The following is a 19358-nucleotide window of genomic DNA, read 5'->3' on the forward strand; positions in this document are numbered from 1 at the left end:
CGCTCTTTCCTTTGCCGTTGCAGCGCCCCCATGCACCTGTCCCTGCTCAAGACCAAGATCCACCGCGCCACCGTCACCCATTCCGAGCTGAACTACGAAGGCTCGATCGCCATCGATGACAACCTGCTGGCTGCCACCGGCATCCGCGAGTTCGAGCAGGTGCACATCTGGGACGTGACCAACGGTGCGCGTTTCTCGACCTACGCCATCCGCGCCGAAGCAGGCAGCGGCGTTGTCTCGCTCAACGGTGGCGCCGCGCGCCACGTGCAGGTCGGTGACATCATCATCATCGCCGCGTTCGCCAGCATGACCGAGCAGGAAGCTGACAGCTTCAAGCCGAAGCTGGTGTACGTTGATGGCAACAACCAGATCACCCACACCAACGACACGATCCCGACCCAGGCCGCATGACAACGAACAACGGATTCGACTCGCTGCATTCCCACGCCCAGCGCCTGAAGGGCGCAAGCATTCCCAGCCTGCTCGCCGCCGAACCCGGCCGTGTACAGGACCTGGCGCTGCGGGTCGGTCCGTTGTATGTCAATTTCGCCCGGCAGAAGTACGATGCCGCAGCGTTGCAGGCGCTGTTGGCGCTGGCTGCCGAGCGTGATGTCGGCGGCGCCATCACGCGCCTGTTCCGCGGCGAGCAGGTCAACCTGACCGAAGGGCGCGCCGCGCTGCATACCGCGCTGCGTGGCGATGTGGTCGATGCGCCGGTGGCGGCCGAGGCCTATGCCACCGCGCGCGCGATCCGCCAGCGCATGGGCGTGCTGGTGCGCGCGCTGGAAGACAGTGGCGTGACCGATGTGGTCAGTGTCGGCATCGGTGGTTCCGACCTTGGCCCACGCCTGGTCGCCGACGCGCTGCGCCCGGTCACCGGTGCGCGCCTGCGCGTGCATTTCGTGTCGAACGTGGACGGCGCCGCCATGCAGCGCACGCTGGCCACGCTGGATCCGGCCAAGACCGCCGGCATCCTGATCTCCAAGACCTTCGGCACCCAGGAAACGCTGCTCAACGGCCAGATCCTGCACGACTGGCTGGGCGGCAGCGAGCGCCTGTATGCCGTCAGCGCCAATCCGGAACGTGCCGCGAAGGCCTTCGCGATCGCCGCCGATCGCGTACTGCCGATGTGGGACTGGGTCGGTGGCCGTTATTCGCTGTGGTCGGCGGTCGGTTTCCCGATCGCGCTGGCGATCGGCTTCGAGCGCTTCGAGCAGCTGCTGGAAGGCGCCGCGCAGATGGATGCGCATGCGCTGGATGCACCGCTGGAGCGCAACCTGCCGGTGCTGCACGGCCTGACCGACATCTGGAACCGCAACGTGCTGGGCCATGCCACGCATGCGGTGATGACCTACGACCAGCGCCTGGCGCTGCTGCCGGCCTACCTGCAGCAGCTGGTGATGGAGAGCCTGGGCAAGCGCGTGCAGCGTGATGGTGCGCCGGTCACCACCGACACCGTGCCGGTGTGGTGGGGCGGGGCGGGCACCGATGTGCAGCACAGCTTCTTCCAGGCGCTGCACCAGGGCACCAGCATCGTTCCGGCCGACTTCATCGGCTGCGTGCACAACGATGATCCCTACACGATCAATCACCAGGCCCTGCTGGCCAACCTGCTCGCACAGACCGAGGCACTGGCCAATGGCCAGAGCAGCGATGATCCGCACCGTGATTACCCGGGCGGCCGCCCGAGCACGCTGATCCTGCTCGACGCGCTGACCCCGCAGGCGCTGGGTGCGCTGATCGCCATGTACGAACACGCCGTGTACGTGCAGTCGGTGATCTGGAACATCAACGCGTTCGACCAGTTCGGTGTCGAGCTGGGCAAGCAGCTGGCCAGTGGCCTGCTGCCGGCGCTGCAGGGCGAGGATGTGGCGATTGCCGATCCGATGACCCGCGAGATCCTGGCGCAGTTGAAGGGCTGAGGTTCTGGTGCCGGCCAGCGGCCGGCACTACCACGTCACCGGCTCGGGTCGCGCTCCGGGCTCGGCCGCTTGGCCAGCTTGCGCTGCAGCGAGCGCCGGTGCATGCCGAGCAGGCGCGCGGCCGCTGACACATTACCGCCGGTCTCGTGCATCGCCTGCTGGATGTGTTCCCACTGCAGGCGGCTGATCGGCGTCATCGCATCGGGCACTTCCATTTCGCCATCGTCGGCCGGGCCGTCGTCTTCCTCGCCGAGGGCGCGCAGGATCATCGGCACCGTGGCCGGCTTCGGCAGGTAATCATCCGCACCCAGCTTGATCGCCTCCACCGCGGTGGCGATGCTGGCGTAGCCGGTCACCAGCAGGATCCGCATGTCCGCGCGCAGCGCGCGCAGCGGCTGGATCAGTGCCAGGCCGGAATCGCTGCCCAGCTTCAGGTCGATCAGCGCGAACGCCGGTGGATGCTGGCGGGCCAGCGCCAGCGCACTGGCGGCATCCTGTGCGGTCTGCGTTTCAAGCCCCTTGCGGGCCAGGCTGCGTTGCAGGGTACGCAGGTACAGCTCGTCGTCGTCGACCAGCAGGCCCTGGGTGGAATGGTGAAGGCTCATGGGGTGTCCTCGCGTGGGGCCAGCGGCAGGCGGAAGCCGACGCGGCTGCCGGCCCCCTGGGCCGGGCGCATCCACATCTCGCCGTCGAGGCGTTCGATGGTGGCATGGGACAGGGCCAGGCCGACGCCCATGCCCTCGCTCTTGCTGCTGCCGAACAGCTTGCCCGGCAGCACGGCGGCACGGGCGTCGAAGCCATGGCCGTAGTCGCGGACTTCGCCGATCAGGTCGTCGCCTTCGATGCGCAGGTCCAGGTCCACACGTGGCCGGCCGGCCTTCTCGCCGGCATCGGCAGCGTTGTTGAGCAGGACCATCAGCAGATGGCCCACGCCCGGGTCGAGCGGCAGCCGCAGCGGCGCATCGTCGTTGCGGTGGAGGTCGATGGTCGGCCGCACCAGGCGCCATTGCTCCAGCACCTGCTGGGCGCTGGAGTGGCTGCGGCCCGGTGCGTCGGCCGAGGCCGGAGCAGCCAGCGCCAGCACGCGCTCCCGGCACTGCACCAGCAGCTCGCGCAGGGTTTCCATGTCCTCGCGCACTTCCGGCTCTTCGCTGCGCTCGGCGACGTCGTCGGCGAGCAGGGTCATCGTCGCCAGCGGTGTGTTCAGTTCATGCGCCACCGAGGCGGCATGGGTGGCCAGCGCGACGATGCCCTCGTTGCGGGCGAAGCGCTCGCGCAGTGCCGACAGTTCCAGTTCGCGCTCCCGCAGGGCCAGCGCCAGCCGGGTGGAGAAGGCCAGCACCACCGCGGCGGAAATCAGGAAGTTGGCGACCACGCCCCAGCGATTGAGATCCTGCGCGCGGAAATAACCGTCCGGCAATGGCTGGCCGAAGATGCCGCTGGCGGCGTAGCCGAGCAGGCAGGCCAGCGCCACCGCCAGTGCCCAGCGCAGGGGCAGGGCGAACGCGGCCAGTGCGATCAGGATCAGGAACAGTGAACTGAACGGGTTGGCCATGCCGCCGCTCCAGCCGACCATCCAGGTCAGGATGATCACGTCCACCAGGATGTGGCCGAATGCGGTCAGCGGCGCGGTGTCGGCCGCTTCCGGGCGCAGCTGGGTATAGATGTTGAACAGAGTCAGCACCGCCACGCCTGCCCACAGCGGCAGCTGCGGCAATGGCAGGCCCAGCACCCAGGTGGCGACCAGGATGGTGGCGGCCTGGCCGCCTACGGCAAGCCAGCGCAGGCTGCACAGGGTACGGAGAAACGGGGCGTCGGGACCGGTCATTCACGCTCATCGTATGCGTTCACGGGCGGCCGTGCCTGCGACAATAGGCCGCAGCCGTGCCACCGGCTGAATGCGAGTCACCCGGAATGCGGGGGCGGGCGGTAGAATGCGCCCATGCACGACGCCGTCACCCGCCCGACTCCTCCCTCCGATGCCACCTCCTGGCCCCGCCGCCAGACCCATGCCGTGCAGATCGGCGGGGTCACCGTAGGCGGAGGCAAGCCGGTGGTGGTGCAGTCGATGACCAACACCGACACGTCCGACGTGGCCTCCAGCGTGAAGCAGGTGGCCGAGCTGTGGCGGGCCGGTTCGGAAATGGTGCGGTTGACCGTCAATACCGTGGAAGCCGCTGCGGCGATCCCGCGCATCGTCGACAAGCTGGCGATGATGGGCATCGACGTGCCGCTGATCGGCGACTTCCATTACAACGGCCACCAGCTGCTGACCGCCGAACCGGCGTGTGCCGAAGCGCTGGCCAAGTACCGCATCAACCCGGGCAACGTCGGCTTCGGCAAGAAGAAGGACCTGCAGTTCGCCCAGCTGATCGAGTTCGCGATCCGCTACAACAAGCCGGTGCGCATCGGCGCCAACTGGGGCTCGCTGGACCAGGCCCTGGCGGCGAAGCTGATGGACGAGAACAACCTGCGCGAGCAGCCCTGGGATGCCGGTCGCGTGCTGCGCGAAGCGCTGATCCGCTCGGCGCTGGATTCGGCCGAGCAGGCGGTGGAACTCGGCCTGCCGCGCGACCGCATCGTGCTGTCGGCCAAGGTCAGTGGCGTGCAGGAGCTGATCGCGGTGTACCGCGACCTGGCCCAGCGCTCCGATTTTGCCCTGCACCTGGGCCTGACCGAGGCCGGTATCGGCAGCAAGGGCATCGTCGCCTCGTCGGCGGCGTTGAGCGTGCTGCTGCAGGAAGGCATCGGTGACACCATCCGCATCTCGCTGACCCCGGAGCCGGGCCAGTCGCGCACGCAGGAAGTGATCGTCGCCCAGGAACTGCTGCAGACCACCGGCCAGCGCGCCTTCACGCCGCTGGTCACGGCCTGCCCGGGCTGTGGTCGCACCACCTCCGAGTTCTTCCAGGAACTGGCCAAGGTGGTGCAGAACCATGTGCGCGAGAAGATGCCGCTGTGGAAGATCCACCACCCGGGTGCGGAGAACATGACCCTGGCGGTGATGGGCTGCATCGTCAACGGGCCGGGTGAGTCGCGGCACGCCAACATTGGTATTTCGTTGCCGGGCACCGGTGAAACCCCGGCCGCGCCCGTGTTCGTCGATGGCGAGAAGAAGGTGACCCTGCGTGGCGAGAACATCGCCCAGGAATTCGTCGCCCTGATCGACGACTACGTCGAACACAAATATGTCCGAAGCGCCGGATAAGCCCGCGATCCTCGCTGCGCCGGAGTCCGCCTCCGGTTTCCGCCACTGGATGGCGCGCAATGCCTGGCGCCTGGTGCTGCTGTTCGGTGGCGTGCTGCTGCCGTTGGCGGGTTTCGTCGCCCTAGCCGACGAAGTGCACGAGTTTGAATCGTTCCATTTCGATGCGCCGCTGCTGTGGCAGATGCATGGCCTGCATTCACCGCTGCTGGACCGCTTCTTCGTGCTCATTTCCAGACTGGGCTACGAATGGTTCCTGATTCCGGCCGACGTGCTGATCATCGGCGTGCTGCTGGGCTACCGGCGTTGGCGCGAGGCCACGTTCGTGGCGGTCAGCTTCGTCGGCTCGGCGCTGCTGAACATGGGCAGCAAGCATTTCTTCCAGCGCCAGCGCCCCAGCCTGTGGGAATCGATCGCGCCGGAATCGACGTTCAGCTTTCCCAGTGGCCACGCGATGGGCTCGATGACCCTGGCCGTGACCCTGGTGCTGCTGGCCTGGAATACCCGCTGGCGCTGGCCGGTGCTCGTGCTGGCGCCCTCGTTCAGCCTGCTGGTCAGCGTCTCCCGGGTCTATCTGGGGGTGCATTACCCCTCCGACATCCTGGCCGGGTGGTGTGCCGCGCTGGTTTGGGTGGTAGGGTGCTATCTGGTCATGTTCAGTCGCCGGCATCCTTGGCGACGTCAGGATTCGCCGCCAGCGACGGCCAGCGAAGCATCATCACAGGGGGATTGACGTGGATGACCCCTCCGGGGCGTCTACGTAATAGATCAGTTGTTTCGTTGCAGCAGGTTCTGCAAGACAGGGGGCAAGCACAACGCGCGGTACTGTGATGCGCAAGGCAGAATGCCTGGGTCGCATCTCGAACGCGCTTGCAGGGGTATCGGCGCCCTGCCTAGCTTGACCTGCAATGGCCGCATGCGAAGAGGTACGTGAATGACGATTCGAGTCTACCTGGTGGATGACCACGCGCTGGTCCGCACCGGGATGAAGATGATCCTGTCGGGGGAGACCGACATCGAGGTGGTGGGCGAAGCCGAGACCGGTGAAGACGCGCTGCGCGATGTCCGTCAGCTGCTGCCGGACGTGGTGCTGTGCGACCTGCACCTGCCCGGCGTGAGTGGCATGGAAGTGACCGAGCGCATCGTCCGCAGTCACCGCAACACCCGCGTGGTGATCGTATCGGTGCTGGAAGACGGGCCGCTGCCGAAGCGCTTGCTGGAAGCCGGGGCTGCCGGCTACATCGGCAAGGGCTGCGATGCGCAGGAGCTGCTCCGTGCGGTGCGCGACGTGGCCATGGGCCGTCGCTATCTGGGCACCAGCATCGCGCAGAACCTGGCCTTGTCGACTGTGGAAGGCAATGGCTCGCCGTTCGACAGCCTGTCGCCGCGCGAGCTGGAAGTGGCGTTGCTGCTGACCCAGGGCCTGCGCCAGGAAGACATCGCGCGGCGCTTGAGCCTGAGCGCGAAGACGGTGAACACGCACAAGGCGCGGCTGTTCGAGAAGATGGGGATCCACGACAACATCGCGCTGGCGCGCATGGCCAGCCAGTATGGGCTGGTGGATCCGGCACGGCCGCTGTGAGGGATTCGGCCAACGGCTGAGCCCCTCGCGGTGTGCGGCAGGATTCGTGGGGTTGGCCCTGCGGAAGGATTGCGCAGGGGACGCCGTGAATCCATCCCTGGAGGCTCGGGCGCGCTATCCATGGCGCTTACGCCCCTGCGCAATCCCTCCGCAGGGCCACGGACAGGTTCCGTGCGCGTCCACCGCGGAATGAAGAAGGAAGAGCAGGAGCGGGTCGCGCGGGGTCGGATCCCTTTCCCGGTGGGAAAGGGCTCTGACCCCTGATGATGCCGGAGCCGAGCGTGGGCTCGGCTCTACAGCTCGCCGGGTTTAGTGGCTGCGTACGCGCTTGATGATCTTCGCGGCGTCGGCGGCGCTGGCGCGGACCTTGTCCCAGGCACCGTCGGCGATCCAGTTGCCCGGCACCATCCACGAACCGCCGATGCAGACCACGTTCTTCTGCTCAAGGTACTCGGCGGCGGTGTTTTCGGTGATGCCGCCGGTCGGGCACAGCTTGAGGTCGGCGACCGGGCCGGCCAGGCCCTTGATCATCGCCAGCCCGCCCACGGCCGTGGCCGGGAACAGCTTGCACACGCGGAAGCCGCGCGCATACAGCGACAGCAGCTCGGTCAGCGTGGCCGCGCCTGGCACCACCGGCAGCGGGGCGGCGGCCAGCGCATCGGCCAGCGCCGGCGGCGTACCCGGGGTCACCAGGAAATCCGCACCCGCATCGATGGACTGCTGCATCTGCTCCACGGTCAGCACCGTGCCCGCACCCACCACCACGTCCGGCAGCTCGCGCTTGAGCATCGCCAGCGCTTCCATCGCCACCGGTGTGCGCAGCGTCAGCTCGATCGCCGGCAAACCACCTTCCAGCAGCGCCGCGCTGACCGCACGCGCCTGGTCCAGCGTATGAATCGTCACCACCGGCAGGATGCCCGCCGCATGCAACAGCTCCGCCGCCTTCACCTGATGTTGTTCGATACCCATAGCTCTGCTTCTGCCTTTGCTTCTGCGTTTGAATTTGATTTTCAGTGATCACTTCGCGGCGTCGATGCGCCGGAGAGAGTGATGCGGCGGAGGGCAGGCCGTCGTCAGGACCGTTCGCGCCATGGATGGCGCGACCGAGCCTACAGGGATGTATTCACGGCGTGTCCTGGCGACGGCCTGCCCTCCGCCGTCACCAGCACACTCACCGCCAACGCACACCCGCAACGCCCTTCACCCCTCAGGCGTCCTTCGCCTCATGCGGCGCCGCCGCCGCCGCGGCATCGTGCCCCAACTCGTACTCCGCGTCGTACTCCCACGGCCCGCCATCGGCCGCCGCCGGCCCGCACGAAATCGAAATCGCACCCTGGTCGGCCGGGCCCACCACGCGACGGTTGATCGCGAACAGGTTGCGGCCCAGGTCATGCGCGGCAGGCGCGGTGTTCGGCGCCAGCGAGCGTGCGGTCCATTCGGCCGCGTCCACCAGCACTTCCAGCGTGCCGGCCTCACCGTCGAGGCGGATCATGTCACCTTCGCGGACCTTGGCCAGCGGACCACCCCGCGCCGCTTCCGGCGTCACATGGATCGCCGCCGGAATCTTGCCCGAGGCGCCGGACAGGCGGCCGTCGGTGACCAGTGCCACGCGCCGGCCCTGGTTCTGCAGCAGCCCCAGAAGTGGCGCCAGCGAATGCAGTTCGGGCATGCCGTTCGCACGCGGGCCCTGGTAACGCACCACCGCCACGAAATGCTCGGGCAACAGGCCGCCGGCATGCAGCTTGTTCAGCACCTGCGGCGCATCGACCACCACCGCCGGTGCCTCGATCGTGCGGTACTGCGGCTTCACCGCCGACAGCTTGATCAGCGACTTGCCCAGGTTGCCGCGCAGCAGGCGCAGGCCGCCCTGGTGTTCGAACGGGTTGTCGACGCCGCGCACCACTTCGTCATCGGCGCTGTGTTCCAGGCCCGGCAGGTAGACCAGCTGACCATCGCGCAGCTGCGGTTCGCGGGCGTAGTCGGCCATGCCGCCGCGCGCCACGCTGACCAGGTCGCCGTGCATCAGGCCCGCTTTGATCAGCTCGCCGAACACGAAGGCCGGGCCGCCAGCGGCCGCGAAGCGGTTCACGTCGGCGTCGCCATTCGGGTAGACGCGGGCCAGCAGCGGAATCAGCTGCGACAGTTCGTCGAAGTCGTCCCAGGTCAGCACGATGCCGGCTGCGCGCGCCACCGCGATCCAGTGGATGGTGTGGTTGGTCGATCCGCCGGTGGCCATCAGCGCGATGACCGCGTTGATGATCGCGCGCTCGTCGATGATCCGGCCCAGCGGGCGGAAGTCGTCGCCCAGTGCGGTGATGTCGAGCGCGCGCTCGGTGGCTTCACGGGTGAGGGCGTCGCGCAGCGGCGTGCCCGGATTGACGAACGACGCGCCCGGCAGCTGCACGCCCATCGCTTCCAGCAGCACCTGGTTGGAATTGGCAGTGCCGTAGAAGGTGCAGGTGCCGGCGCCGTGGTACGACGCGGACTCCGCTTCCAGCAGTTCTTCGCGGGTGGCTTCGCCGGCAGCGTAGCGCTCGCGCACTTCGGCTTTCTGCTTGTTCGGGATGCCCGGGGTCATCGGACCGGCAGGCACGAACACCGCCGGCAGATGGCCGAAGGCCAGCGCACCGATCAGCAGGCCCGGCACGATCTTGTCGCACACACCGAGGTAGACGGTGGTGTCGAACATGTCATGGCTGAGCCCGATCGCGGTGGCCTGCGCGATCACATCGCGCGAGAACAGCGACAGTTCCATGCCGCCGCGGCCCTGGGTGACGCCGTCGCACATCGCCGGCACGCCGCCGGCCACCTGTGCGGTGGCGCCCAGCTCGCGGGCGATCTCGCGGATCTGCTCGGGATAGGTCTCGAACGGCTGGTGCGCAGACAACATGTCGTTATAGGCGGTGATGATGCCGAGGTTCGGCGTCACGCCGCCGCGCAGGCGGCTCTTGTCGGTACCGCCACAGGCGGCGAACCCGTGGGCAAGGTTGCCGCAGCTCAGGCGGCTGCGGAACGGGCCCTCACGCAGGGAGGCGTCGATCGCGGCCAGGTAAGCGGCGCGCGAAGCGGCGCTGCGGCGGATGACGCGCTCAGTGATGGCTTGCAGTTGCGGATGGAGGCTCATTGGCTACCGGCGTTCGAGGTGGCGAGAGGCAAGCGGCGGCACGGCGCCGCCGCCGACATCAATCAGCCCAGTGGACGCGCAGGCGCGCGCCTTCCAGGTTGATCGCATTGAGGATCGGATACTGCTGGGCGTCGTTGCTGTCCAGCGCCTGGCGCAGCACCTGCAGCTTCTGCTTGCCGCGCAGCAGCAGCAGGCGCTGGCGGCACTGGCGCAGGCCATGCGGGGTCAGGGTGATGCGCAGCGGCCACTGGTTCGCGCCGGGGCAGCCGGTGGCATCCAGCGCCGCGTAGGGCAGGGTGCTTTCCAGTGCGCGGGCCAGGTCCTTCGAGCCCGGGAACAGCGAGGCGGTGTGGCCGTCGTTGCCCATGCCCAGTGCCACCAGGCTCGGCGGCTGGCTGTGCTGCGCCTGCAGGTTGGCGGTGTACACGCATTCGGGCAGGGGCTTGCCGATCCGCACCAGCGGATCGAAATGGGCGCCCTCGGCGCGCTTCAGCAGGTGTTCGCGCACCAGCCAGGCATTGCTGTCGCGATCCTGCGGCGACAGCCAGCGCTCGTCGGCCAGGCTCACTTCCACCCGGTCCCAGTGCACGTCCAGTTCGGCCAGGGCCTGGTAGACCGGTGCCGGCGTGGTGCCACCGGACAGCAGGATGCGGGCACGGCCCACTTCGTTGATGTCGTGGTTGAGGGTCTGCGCCATCTCGGCGGCTACCGCTTCGATCCAGCCATCGGCATCGCCGTGGTTGATGAACTCGATGCGGTCGTCGTGGAAGGTGGTGGGGCTCATGCGGCAACTCCAGGTGCGTCACGTTCGGCGTCGGTGGCATAGGCGGCGGCGCCCAGCAATCCGGCGTGGGGATGCATCACCGCCAACGAGGGCACGCGCGCCATGATCGAGGAGAAGCGTCCCTTGTGCTCGAAGCGTTGGCGGAAACCGGAGTGCTGCAGCGAATCGAGCATCTTCGGGGTCAGTCCGCCGGTCAGGAACACGCCGTCCCACGCGCCCTGGGTCAGTACCAGATCGCCAGCAATGGCGCCGAACACGGCGCAGAACACATCGACGGTGCGCATCGCCTGCGGATCACCGTGCAGGGCGCGGGCAGTCACGTCCACCGGCTGCAGCTGGCCCGGATCGATGCCGGCCATCTCGCACACGGCGCGATGGATGTTGACCAGCCCGGGGCCACAGATCAGGCGCTCATTGGAGACGCGGCCGAACTGTTCGGACAGGATCTCAAGGATGCGGATCTCCTCCGGGGTTCCTGGCGGGAAGCTGACATGGCCGCCTTCGGTTTCCAGCGGGTAGCAGCGCCCGTGGCGCAGGATCAGGCCGCCGACACCCAGGCCCGTACCCGGCCCGATCACCGCATAGTTGCGTGGCTGGCCCGGCTTGCCCGGCACCCAGGCGGCGCCGCCGACCTGGACCACGTCATCGGGCTGCAGCAGTGAAATCGCCATCGCCTGTGCGGCGAAGTCGTTGATCAGGTGCAACTCGTCAAACCCGAGCATGGCGGCGGTGCGGCTGCGCGAGATCACCCACGGATGGTTGGTGATGCGTGCTTCGTCTCCATCCACGCGACCGGCCACCGCGAACACGCCGCGGCTTGCCGTGGCGCCGATCTGTTCCAGATGGTGGCGCGCGGCATCACCCAGCGACGGGAACTCCGCCACCGCGTACTCGCGGATGCTGTCCTTCAGCAGCGGTGCGTCCAGCGACGTGTCGGCCAGGGCGAAGCGGGCGTTGGTGCCACCGATGTCGGCGACCAGCACCGGCTGCGAGCTGGCACTCATGCCGACGCTCCGCTGTCCGGCGCGTCCACGCCCTGCGGCAGGAACTCGCCTGCGTTGGCCGGGCCCCATTGGCCGGCGGGGTAGGGTTCCAGCGGCAGCTTGGCGTCCTTCCAGGCATCGGCCACGCTGTCGATCCAGGCCCAGGCAGCACGCACTTCGTCATCGCGCACGAACAGCGTGTGGTTGCCGTTGAACGCATCCAGGAACAGGCGCTCGTAGGCGATGCGGCGGTGCAGGCCGGTTGGCACCGACAGTTCCAGTTCCAGCGGATGCAGTTCCAGCGCGCCCCATTCCGGGCCGGCCAGGCTGCTCATCAGGCCCAGTTCGATGTTTTCCTGCGGCTGCAGCTGGAACACCAGGCGGTTCGGTGCGGCCTGCGCGCGCTGCGGGCGCTCGAACAGCCAGTGGGTGACCGGCTTCAGCGTGACCACCACGCGGGTGGTGCGCTCGGGCAGGCGCTTGCCGGTGACCAGGTGGAACGGCACGCCGCTCCAGCGCCAGTTGTCGATATGCGCGGTGACACCGGCGAAGGTTTCCACGTCGCTGCCTTCCGGCGGCTGGTAGGCCTGGGCCGGCTGGCCGTTGATGGTGCCGGCGGTGTAGCGGCCACGGATGCTGTCACGCGCGGCGTGCTTGGCATCGAGCGGACGCAGGGCGCGCAGCACCTTGACCTTCTCGTCGCGGATGCGGTCGGCTTCCAGCGAGGCCGGCGGTTCCATCGCCACCATGCACAGCAGCTGCAGGATGTGGCTCTGCACCATGTCGCGCAGCGCGCCGGAGCGGGCGTAATAGGCATCGCGGCCATCCACGCCTTCGCTCTCGGCCACCAGGATGTGCACCGATTCGATGTAGTTGCGGTTCCACACCGCTTCCAGCAGCGTGTTGCCGAAGCGCAGTGCGATCAGGTTCTGCACCGCCGCCTTGCCCAGGTAATGGTCGAGGCGGAACACACGGTCCTCGTCGATCCACTGGCCGATGGTGCTGATGATTTCCTCGGCGCTCTCGCTGTCGCTGCCGATCGGCTTTTCCAGCATCAGGCGTGCCGGCGCGGCGAGGGCGCCGCCCTTGGCCAGGCCTTCGCAGGTGGAGATGTACAGGCCCGGCGGGATGGCCAGGTAGCTGACGCACTTGCGGTGCACCAGGTCGGCGACCGCGGCGGCAACCGAGTCGACGTCGCGCAGGTCCACCGAACGGTAGTCGATGCGGCGCAGCAGGGCGCTGATGTCGTCCTGCGTGGCCATCGGCATGGCCTGCTGCAGGCGCGGCCGCAGGATGTCATGGAAGGCTTCGGTGTCATGCCCGGACAGGGCCAGTGCGCGGATGCGGAAGTCCTCCGGCAGCAGGCCGTCGCCAAGCAGGCGAAGCAGCGAAGGGAACAGGTAGCGCTGGGCCAGATCACCTGTGGCACCGAACAGGAAGAGGGTGTCGTGCATCGCTCGAGTTTCAGATCCGGGTGACATCGTTGTCAATCGCTTCATGGCTGGGTTCGGGGGACATCCGCGCAACTGCCTGTCCGAGGCTCGTCAGGGGCGTTCTCCGGGGTACCGGAAGACCGTTCCATTCGAAACCACTACCTCGGCGGAACCTTCGTTCAACCGCCGACGCAGATCGGTGCGCACCGATCATCGGATAGTGCCACGTGAAAACGTTTACATGGCAGAATGGGCAACTGTATTCGATTGCAGTGCTCGCCGTCATGCGGCAGGCGCGCAATCATCACTGCCATCGGGAGGGCCGAGGCAGTCCCAAAAGACAGCCCGGCTTCGGGCGGACCGGATAGGTGATATGGCAAAAGTGCAGTTGCAGGGTGTGCGCAAGGTCTATGACAACGGCCAGGTCGCGGTGAAGGACGCCAGCTTCGAGGTCGCCGATGGCGAGCTGATGGTGCTGGTCGGCCCGTCCGGCTGTGGCAAGTCGACCCTGCTGCGGATGGTGGCTGGCCTGGAGGAGATCAGCGGCGGCACGCTGACCATCGGTGATCGCGTGGTCAACGATGTTGCGCCGAAGGACCGCGACATCGCGATGGTGTTCCAGAGCTATGCGCTGTACCCGCACATGACCGTGGCCGAGAACCTGGCCTTTGGGCTGAAGCTGCGCGGTCATGACAAGGCGACCATTGACAAGCGCATCGCCGAGGCGGCGCAGACGCTGGGCCTGACCGAGATGATGGACAAGCTGCCCAAGGCGATGTCCGGTGGCCAGCGCCAGCGTGTTGCGCTGGGTCGCGCACTGGTGCGCGAGCCGGCGGTGTTCCTGCTCGACGAGCCGCTGTCCAACCTGGATGCCAAGCTGCGCCACAGCGTGCGTACCGAAATCGCGCAGCTGCACCGCAAGCTGGGCACCACCATGATCTACGTGACGCACGACCAGGTCGAAGCGATGACCCTGGGCCAGCGCATCGTGGTGCTGAAGGACGGCATCATCCAGCAGATCGATACGCCGATGGCGCTGTACGACCGCCCGGCCAACCTGTTCGTGGCCGGTTTCCTCGGCAGCCCGGCGATGAACGTGCTGCGTGGCACGCTGCAGGGCGATGCCGGCGGCGTGACCGTGGTCGACGGCGAATGGCGCGCACCGCTGGGCCAGGCCACGATCGATCCGGCATGGCTGCAGAAGCCGATCGCGGTGGGCGTGCGTCCGGAACACCTGCAACCGGCGGCTGCCGATGATGCGCATGCGTTCACCGCGCGCATCGAAGGCATCGAACCGGTCGGCAACGAGATCTTCGTCAACCTGAGCAGTGGCCAGCATGCGCTGACCATGCGCGTGGCGCCGCAGGCGCTGCCGGCGGTGGGCGAGCAGATCCGCGTGGCGATCCACCCGCAGGGTCTGCATTTCTTCAATCCGGAAACCAGCGAGCGGCTGTAACGGGTAGTGCCGGCCGCTGGCCGGCAACCTCAACCATGCGTGGTTGCCGGCCAGCGGCTGGCACTACCATTCATTCGCCGAAGGCGTGCGGACCAACGGTCCGCACCCACCGGGTTCAGTAGATCCACGCCAGGCGTGGATGGGATGCCGGCAGAAGCAGTGCGGACCAAGGTCCGCACCCACCAGATGCGGTTTCCCGCCGGGTTCAGCGCGCCAGTCCGTCCAGCAGCGGCACGCGCTGCGCGCTGGCATCACTCACCTGCAGATCGGCGTCGCTGGCCTCCAGCGGCAGCACCGCCAGCGCCAGGTCGCCGGCCACGCAGGCGATCGTGCCCAGTGCCGCGCCGTCCTGCTGTACGCCATCGCCGGCCCGTGCCGGTGCTGCGGTATGCAGCAGTTGCACCGCACGCTTGGCCTTGCCGAGGAAGTGGGTGCGGGCGACGATTTCCTGGCCCGGATAGCAGCCCTTCTTCACGCTGTAGCCGTTCAGGCGGTCCAGGCCGAGCTGCTGCGGGGTCCACACTTCGCGCTGGCTTTCGTCCAGCCGCGGCAGGCCGTAGCGCAGGTCGGCCTGGCGCCAGGCCAGGGTGAAGGCGGCCTCATCAGCTTCGCTGCCGGCGGCGAAGGCATCGGCGCTGCCGATACGCAGGGTGCGCGGCAGGGCATCGCTGCCCAGGTCCAGCTCCCAGCCGTCTCCTGCGGTCTGCGCAATGGCGGCGCCGCTGGCGGCCTCGGGTGCGGTGAACGCGCCGGCCACCGCCAGATCGCTGCGCACCTGCACCTTCACCTTGCGGCGGAACACGAAGCGCTGCAGTTGCGACGCAATCGCATCGGCATCGCCGTCGGCCAGTACCAGCATCACGTGGTCGTCGGCCAGCCGAAGCAGCTGGAACACCGCCAGGGTGCGGCCCTTGGCGCTCAGCCAGGCACTCCACTGCCAGTGCTGCAGGGGCAGGGCGGTGACATCGCTGCTGAACTGGGCGTGGGCAAAGACAGCCGCATCCGGGCCTTGCAGGCTCAGCAGCTGGTGGCCGGGCAGGCGCGGATATCCGACGAAAGCAGGGGGCAGGTTGTCAGGCACGTGAACGAGGTCTAAAATTTGTGCGTTGCGAGACCGAACATGATAGGCCAAACAACCCCCACTCCCGACGACGAATCTGAAGCCCCGCTGGTCCCCGCGGCACCCGTGCCCGTGGAACAGGAAAAAGCAGAAGAATTCGGCGGCCGCGGCGGACTTGATCCGGTGCGGTATGGCGATTGGGAGAAAAACGGACGCTGCATCGATTTCTGATCAGCATTGAGCCAACGCGGCCGCGTGCCGCCCAGCCGAGACAACGAGCCCAGCGAATGGCGACCAGACAACGCCCACTTTCCCCGCACCTTCAGGTGTATCGCTGGCAGATTCAGATGGCCACCTCGATCCTGCATCGAGCCACTGGCGTCTTTCTGTCTGTTGGTGCCCTCATCATCGCCGCCGGCCTGCTGGCCCTGATGATGGGGCCCGAATCCTGGAACTGCTTCACCGGCCATGCCGGGGCCTGGTATGGCCGCGTGTTCCTGTTCGCGTGGACATGGTCGTTCGCCTATCACCTGTGCAATGGCATCCGCCATGTGGTGCAGGACTTCGCCATCGGCTTCAGCATCCCCGCCTTCATCCGCAGCAGCTGGCTGTCGGTCATCGGCAGCCTGGTGATCACCCTGCTGGTGTGGGCCTATGTGATGTTCGGAGGTGCCGCGTGAGCAAGTTCCGTACCCCGTTGAAGAACGTGCGCGGCCTTGGCTCGGCCAAGACCGGCACCGAGCACTTCGTGCACCAGCGCTTGACCGCCGCCGCCCTGGTGGCACTGGGCATCTGGTTCCTGGTCTTCGTGCTGGGCCTGCTGGGCTCGGACTACGCGACCGCCGCCGCCGCCGTGGCCAAGCCGTGGAACGCCGTGCCGCTGATCGGCCTGCTGATCGCCATGTTCTGGCACGCGCAGCTCGGCATGCAGGTCGTGCTGGAAGACTACATCCACGAATCGCTGCTGGCCCTGGTGCTGCAGACCGCGGTGAAGTTCGTCGCCGTGCTCGGCATGATCGTCAGTGTGTTTGCGGTGGGCCGCATCGCCCTCGGCGTTGCCTGAGCCCAGGCACCAACACAGGAATCCAGATTAGATGTCCGCTTACAAGATCACCGAACACAAGTACGACATGGTCGTGGTCGGCGCCGGCGGCGCCGGCCTGCGCGCCACGTTCGGCCTGGCCGCCAAGGGCCTGCAGACCGTGTGCCTGACCAAGGTCTTCCCGACCCGTTCGCACACCGTTGCCGCCCAGGGCGGTATCTCGGCCGCACTCGCCAACATGGGCGAGGACGACTGGCGCTACCACTTCTTCGACACCATCAAGGGTTCGGACTGGCTGGGCGACCAGGACGCCATCGAATACATGTGCCGTGAGGCCATCCCGGCCATCATCGAGCTCGAACACTACGGCGTGCCGTTCTCGCGCACCGCCGAAGGCAAGATCTACCAGCGTCCGTTCGGTGGCATGACCACCAAGTACGGCGAAGGCCCGGCGGCGCAGCGTACCTGCGCGGCGGCCGACCGTACCGGCCACGCGATGCTGCACACCCTGTACCAGCAGTCGCTGAAGCACGATGCGCGCTTCATGATCGAGTACTTCGCACTCGACCTGATCTTCGATGACGAAGGCGCCTGCCGCGGTGTGCTGGCGCTGGACATGTCCGACGGCACCCTGCACCTGTTCCGCGCCCAGGGCGTGGTGCTGGCCACCGGCGGTTACGGCCGTGCCTACTTCAGCGCCACCTCGGCGCACACCTGCACCGGCGACGGTGGCGGCCTGGCCATGCGTGCCGGCATCGCCATGCAGGACATGGAGTTCGTGCAGTTCCACCCGACCGGCATCTACGGCGCCGGCTGCCTGATCACCGAGGGTGTCCGCGGTGAAGGCGGCATCCTGCGCAACAGCAGCGGCGAGCGCTTCATGGAGCGCTACGCACCGCACTACAAGGACCTGGCCTCGCGCGACGTGGTCAGCCGTTCGATGACCATCGAGATCCGAGAAGGCCGCGGCGTCGGCGAGCACAAGGACCACATCCTGCTCGACCTGACCCACCTGGGCCCGGGCGTGATCGACGAGAAGCTGCCGGGCATCGCCGAGAGCGCCCGCATCTTCGCCGGGGTCGACGTGCACAAGCAGCCGATCCCGGTCATCCCGACCGTGCACTACAACATGGGTGGCATCCCGACCAACTACCACGGCGAAGTCGTGCGCAAGGTCGGCGACAACCCGGATGCGGTGGTGCCGGGCCTGTACGCCATCGGTGAAGCGGCCTGCGTGTCCGTGCACGGCGCCAACCGCCTGGGCTCGAACTCGCTGCTGGACCTGGTGGTGTTCGGCCGTGCGGTGGCCAACCGCTGCGCCGAGACCATCAAGCCGGGCGCTTCGCACAAGCCGCTGCCGGCCGATGCCTGCGACAAGGCGCTGGGCCTGCTGGACAAGCTGCGCCACGCCAACGGCGATACCCCGACCTCGGTCATCCGCGATCGCATGCAGCGCACCATGCAGGCCGACGCGGCGGTCTTCCGCACCAGCCAGACGCTGAAGGAAGGCTGCGAGAAGATGGACAAGATCTTCGACTCGTTCCAGGACGTGAAGGTCTCCGACCGTTCGCTGGTCTGGAACTCGGACCTGATCGAGACCTACGAGCTGAACAACCTGCTGCTCAACGCGGTGGCGACGATCAACTCGGCCGAACAGCGCAAGGAGAGCCGCGGCGCGCATGCGCACGAGGACTATCCGGACCGCGACGACGTCAACTGGCAGAAGCACACCCTGGTCAGCGTCGACGAGAAGGGCAAGTGCAGCTTCGACTACCGTCCGGTGCACATGTACACGTTGACCGACGACGTGTCCGTGGTGCCGCCGAAGCCGCGCGTGTACTGATCCGACCCCGCCTACCATGCAATCCGCGCCCACGGGCGCGGGCCGCCTGAGCCAACGAGAGCAGCCATGGCCGAGTTTTCACTCCCCAAGAATTCCAAGATCACGAAGGGCAAGCACTTCCCCGTCAAGAACGGCGGCAAGAACGTGCGCACCTTCAAGATCTACCGCTGGAGTCCGGACGACGACAGCAACCCGCGCACCGATACCTATGAAGTCGATCTGGACGCCTGCGGCCCGATGGTCCTGGACGCCCTGATCAAGATCAAGAACGAGATCGACCCGACCCTGACCTTCCGCCGCTCGTGCCGCGAAGGTATCTGTGGTTCGTGCGCGATGAACATCGACGGCACCAACACCCTGGCCTGCACCCGAGCCATCTCGGACTGCGGCAAGAAGGAAGTGCCGATCTACCCGCTGCCGCACATGAACGTGGTCAAGGATCTGGTTCCGGACCTGACCCACTTCTACGCGCAGTACGCCTCGATCAAGCCGTGGATCCGCACCCAGACTCCGGCACCGCCGGACCGTGAGCGCCTGCAGTCGCCGGAAGACCGCAAGAAGCTGGATGGCCTGTACGAGTGCATCCTGTGCGCCTGCTGCTCGACCAGCTGCCCGAGCTACTGGTGGAACGGCGAGCGTTACCTGGGCCCGGCGATCCTGCTGCAGGCCTACCGCTGGATCATCGACTCGCGCGATGAGGACACCGGTGCGCGCCTGGACGATCTGGAAGATCCGTTCAAGCTGTACCGCTGCCACACCATCATGAACTGCGCCCGGACCTGCCCGAAGGGCCTGAACCCGGCGCTGGCGATCGCCGAGATCAAGAAGCTGATGATGGAACGCCGCGCCTGATCGGGCCCGGCTGTACCCGGTAGAGCTACGCCACGCGTGGCTTTGCCACCCCAGCAGAGCCACGCCATGCGT

The 19358-nt window shown here is 67.3% G+C and carries 19 protein-coding genes; 11 read left to right on the forward strand and 8 right to left on the reverse strand.

Going from position 1 to position 19358, the window contains the following annotated elements; translation table 11 throughout:
* The first annotated feature begins 30 nt into the window (after positions 1-30).
* Together panD and pgi are read left to right on the forward strand one after the other, a co-directional pair.
* On the forward strand, positions 31-411 hold the full coding sequence (panD, locus tag DFO63_RS20040) for an aspartate 1-decarboxylase (RefSeq protein ID WP_006432456.1): 381 nt from the start codon (positions 31-33) through the stop codon (positions 409-411).
* Positions 408-1922, forward strand: coding sequence for a glucose-6-phosphate isomerase (gene pgi / locus DFO63_RS20045; RefSeq protein WP_119007668.1), 1515 nt, complete (start codon positions 408-410; stop codon positions 1920-1922). The genes panD and pgi overlap by 4 nt, the downstream gene beginning before the upstream one ends.
* 35 nt (positions 1923-1957) lie before the next feature.
* Here pgi and DFO63_RS20050 read toward each other — a convergent pair whose 3' ends face one another.
* Together DFO63_RS20050 and DFO63_RS20055 are read right to left on the reverse strand one after the other, a co-directional pair.
* Positions 1958-2527, reverse strand: a complete 570-nt coding sequence (locus DFO63_RS20050; protein ID WP_049447255.1) for a response regulator transcription factor — start codon at positions 2525-2527, stop codon at positions 1958-1960.
* Positions 2524-3750, reverse strand: coding sequence for an ATP-binding protein (locus DFO63_RS20055; protein ID WP_119007669.1), 1227 nt, complete (start codon positions 3748-3750; stop codon positions 2524-2526). Before DFO63_RS20055 ends, DFO63_RS20050 begins: the two co-directional genes overlap by 4 nt.
* Before the next feature lie 114 nt (positions 3751-3864).
* On the opposite strand from DFO63_RS20055, the gene ispG reads away from it, so the two are divergent.
* The 3 genes from ispG to DFO63_RS20070 all read left to right on the forward strand — a co-directional run bounded on the left by ispG (position 3865) and on the right by DFO63_RS20070 (position 6709).
* Positions 3865-5130, forward strand: a complete 1266-nt coding sequence (ispG, locus tag DFO63_RS20060; RefSeq protein ID WP_087922229.1) for a flavodoxin-dependent (E)-4-hydroxy-3-methylbut-2-enyl-diphosphate synthase — start codon at positions 3865-3867, stop codon at positions 5128-5130.
* The gene (locus DFO63_RS20065) at positions 5111-5860 is read left to right on the forward strand and encodes a phosphatase PAP2 family protein (RefSeq protein WP_119007670.1); all 750 of its coding nucleotides are present in this window, start codon (positions 5111-5113) and stop codon (positions 5858-5860) included. The genes ispG and DFO63_RS20065 overlap by 20 nt, the downstream gene beginning before the upstream one ends.
* Positions 5861-6061: 201 nt before the next feature.
* Positions 6062-6709, forward strand: a complete 648-nt coding sequence (locus DFO63_RS20070; protein ID WP_005416124.1) for a response regulator — start codon at positions 6062-6064, stop codon at positions 6707-6709.
* A gap of 309 nt (positions 6710-7018) precedes the next feature.
* On the opposite strand, the gene eda is transcribed toward DFO63_RS20070, so the two are convergent.
* The 5 genes from eda to zwf all read right to left on the reverse strand — a co-directional run bounded on the left by eda (position 7019) and on the right by zwf (position 13054).
* Positions 7019-7678, reverse strand: a complete 660-nt coding sequence (gene eda, locus DFO63_RS20075) for a bifunctional 4-hydroxy-2-oxoglutarate aldolase/2-dehydro-3-deoxy-phosphogluconate aldolase (RefSeq protein ID WP_119007671.1) — start codon at positions 7676-7678, stop codon at positions 7019-7021.
* A 238-nt stretch (positions 7679-7916) separates the two neighbouring features.
* The gene (edd, locus tag DFO63_RS20080) at positions 7917-9833 is read right to left on the reverse strand and encodes a phosphogluconate dehydratase (protein WP_049445492.1); all 1917 of its coding nucleotides are present in this window, start codon (positions 9831-9833) and stop codon (positions 7917-7919) included.
* Between the two features lie 58 nt (positions 9834-9891).
* Positions 9892-10617 (reverse strand): 6-phosphogluconolactonase, encoded by a 726-nt coding sequence (gene pgl, locus DFO63_RS20085; RefSeq protein ID WP_049445490.1) that lies wholly within the window; start codon positions 10615-10617, stop codon positions 9892-9894.
* Positions 10614-11621, reverse strand: a complete 1008-nt coding sequence (gene glk / locus DFO63_RS20090; protein ID WP_119007672.1) for a glucokinase — start codon at positions 11619-11621, stop codon at positions 10614-10616. Before glk ends, pgl begins: the two co-directional genes overlap by 4 nt.
* Positions 11618-13054, reverse strand: a complete 1437-nt coding sequence (gene zwf, locus DFO63_RS20095) for a glucose-6-phosphate dehydrogenase (protein ID WP_049445486.1) — start codon at positions 13052-13054, stop codon at positions 11618-11620. Before zwf ends, glk begins: the two co-directional genes overlap by 4 nt.
* Positions 13055-13406: 352 nt before the next feature.
* On the opposite strand from zwf, the gene ugpC reads away from it, so the two are divergent.
* Positions 13407-14489, forward strand: coding sequence for a sn-glycerol-3-phosphate ABC transporter ATP-binding protein UgpC (gene ugpC / locus DFO63_RS20100; protein WP_119007673.1), 1083 nt, complete (start codon positions 13407-13409; stop codon positions 14487-14489).
* Positions 14490-14694: 205 nt separating this feature from the next.
* Here ugpC and DFO63_RS20105 read toward each other — a convergent pair whose 3' ends face one another.
* Positions 14695-15570, reverse strand: coding sequence for a folate-binding protein YgfZ (locus DFO63_RS20105; protein WP_119007674.1), 876 nt, complete (start codon positions 15568-15570; stop codon positions 14695-14697).
* A gap of 39 nt (positions 15571-15609) precedes the next feature.
* Between DFO63_RS20105 and DFO63_RS20110 the strand changes: the two genes are divergently transcribed.
* The 5 genes from DFO63_RS20110 (at position 15610) to DFO63_RS20130 (ending at position 19286) form a co-directional block, all read left to right on the forward strand.
* Positions 15610-15780, forward strand: coding sequence for a DUF1674 domain-containing protein (locus DFO63_RS20110; RefSeq protein WP_005409075.1), 171 nt, complete (start codon positions 15610-15612; stop codon positions 15778-15780).
* A 56-nt stretch (positions 15781-15836) separates the two neighbouring features.
* Complete coding sequence (sdhC, locus tag DFO63_RS20115; RefSeq protein ID WP_024958620.1) at positions 15837-16229, forward strand: succinate dehydrogenase, cytochrome b556 subunit; 393 nt, start codon at positions 15837-15839, stop codon at positions 16227-16229.
* A complete protein-coding gene (gene sdhD, locus DFO63_RS20120; protein ID WP_049400952.1) occupies positions 16226-16612 on the forward strand; it encodes a succinate dehydrogenase, hydrophobic membrane anchor protein in 387 nt (128 codons plus the stop codon). Before sdhC ends, sdhD begins: the two co-directional genes overlap by 4 nt.
* Before the next feature lie 31 nt (positions 16613-16643).
* On the forward strand, positions 16644-18434 hold the full coding sequence (sdhA, locus tag DFO63_RS20125; RefSeq protein WP_049445482.1) for a succinate dehydrogenase flavoprotein subunit: 1791 nt from the start codon (positions 16644-16646) through the stop codon (positions 18432-18434).
* A 66-nt stretch (positions 18435-18500) separates the two neighbouring features.
* The gene (locus DFO63_RS20130) at positions 18501-19286 is read left to right on the forward strand and encodes a succinate dehydrogenase iron-sulfur subunit (protein ID WP_005409079.1); all 786 of its coding nucleotides are present in this window, start codon (positions 18501-18503) and stop codon (positions 19284-19286) included.
* The last annotated feature ends 72 nt before the right edge of the window (positions 19287-19358 follow it).

Source organism: Stenotrophomonas sp. AG209 (assembly GCF_003550055.1).
GTDB lineage: Bacteria > Pseudomonadota > Gammaproteobacteria > Xanthomonadales > Xanthomonadaceae > Stenotrophomonas.

Coding starts and splice junctions, on each gene's coding strand:
- DFO63_RS20070 (WP_005416124.1), top strand. CDS start 6,062: ATGACGATTCGAGTCTACCTGGTGGATGACCACGCGCTGGTCCGCACC.
- DFO63_RS20055 (WP_119007669.1), bottom strand. CDS start 3,750: ATGACCGGTCCCGACGCCCCGTTTCTCCGTACCCTGTGCAGCCTGCGC.
- pgl (WP_049445490.1), bottom strand. CDS start 10,617: ATGAGCCCCACCACCTTCCACGACGACCGCATCGAGTTCATCAACCAC.
- ugpC (WP_119007673.1), top strand. CDS start 13,407: ATGGCAAAAGTGCAGTTGCAGGGTGTGCGCAAGGTCTATGACAACGGC.
- sdhA (WP_049445482.1), top strand. CDS start 16,644: ATGTCCGCTTACAAGATCACCGAACACAAGTACGACATGGTCGTGGTC.
- pgi (WP_119007668.1), top strand. CDS start 408: ATGACAACGAACAACGGATTCGACTCGCTGCATTCCCACGCCCAGCGC.
- glk (WP_119007672.1), bottom strand. CDS start 11,621: ATGAGTGCCAGCTCGCAGCCGGTGCTGGTCGCCGACATCGGTGGCACC.
- eda (WP_119007671.1), bottom strand. CDS start 7,678: ATGGGTATCGAACAACATCAGGTGAAGGCGGCGGAGCTGTTGCATGCG.
- zwf (WP_049445486.1), bottom strand. CDS start 13,054: ATGCACGACACCCTCTTCCTGTTCGGTGCCACAGGTGATCTGGCCCAG.
- ispG (WP_087922229.1), top strand. CDS start 3,865: ATGCACGACGCCGTCACCCGCCCGACTCCTCCCTCCGATGCCACCTCC.
- DFO63_RS20065 (WP_119007670.1), top strand. CDS start 5,111: ATGTCCGAAGCGCCGGATAAGCCCGCGATCCTCGCTGCGCCGGAGTCC.
- DFO63_RS20110 (WP_005409075.1), top strand. CDS start 15,610: ATGATAGGCCAAACAACCCCCACTCCCGACGACGAATCTGAAGCCCCG.
- DFO63_RS20050 (WP_049447255.1), bottom strand. CDS start 2,527: ATGAGCCTTCACCATTCCACCCAGGGCCTGCTGGTCGACGACGACGAG.
- panD (WP_006432456.1), top strand. CDS start 31: ATGCACCTGTCCCTGCTCAAGACCAAGATCCACCGCGCCACCGTCACC.
- DFO63_RS20130 (WP_005409079.1), top strand. CDS start 18,501: ATGGCCGAGTTTTCACTCCCCAAGAATTCCAAGATCACGAAGGGCAAG.
- edd (WP_049445492.1), bottom strand. CDS start 9,833: ATGAGCCTCCATCCGCAACTGCAAGCCATCACTGAGCGCGTCATCCGC.
- sdhC (WP_024958620.1), top strand. CDS start 15,837: ATGGCGACCAGACAACGCCCACTTTCCCCGCACCTTCAGGTGTATCGC.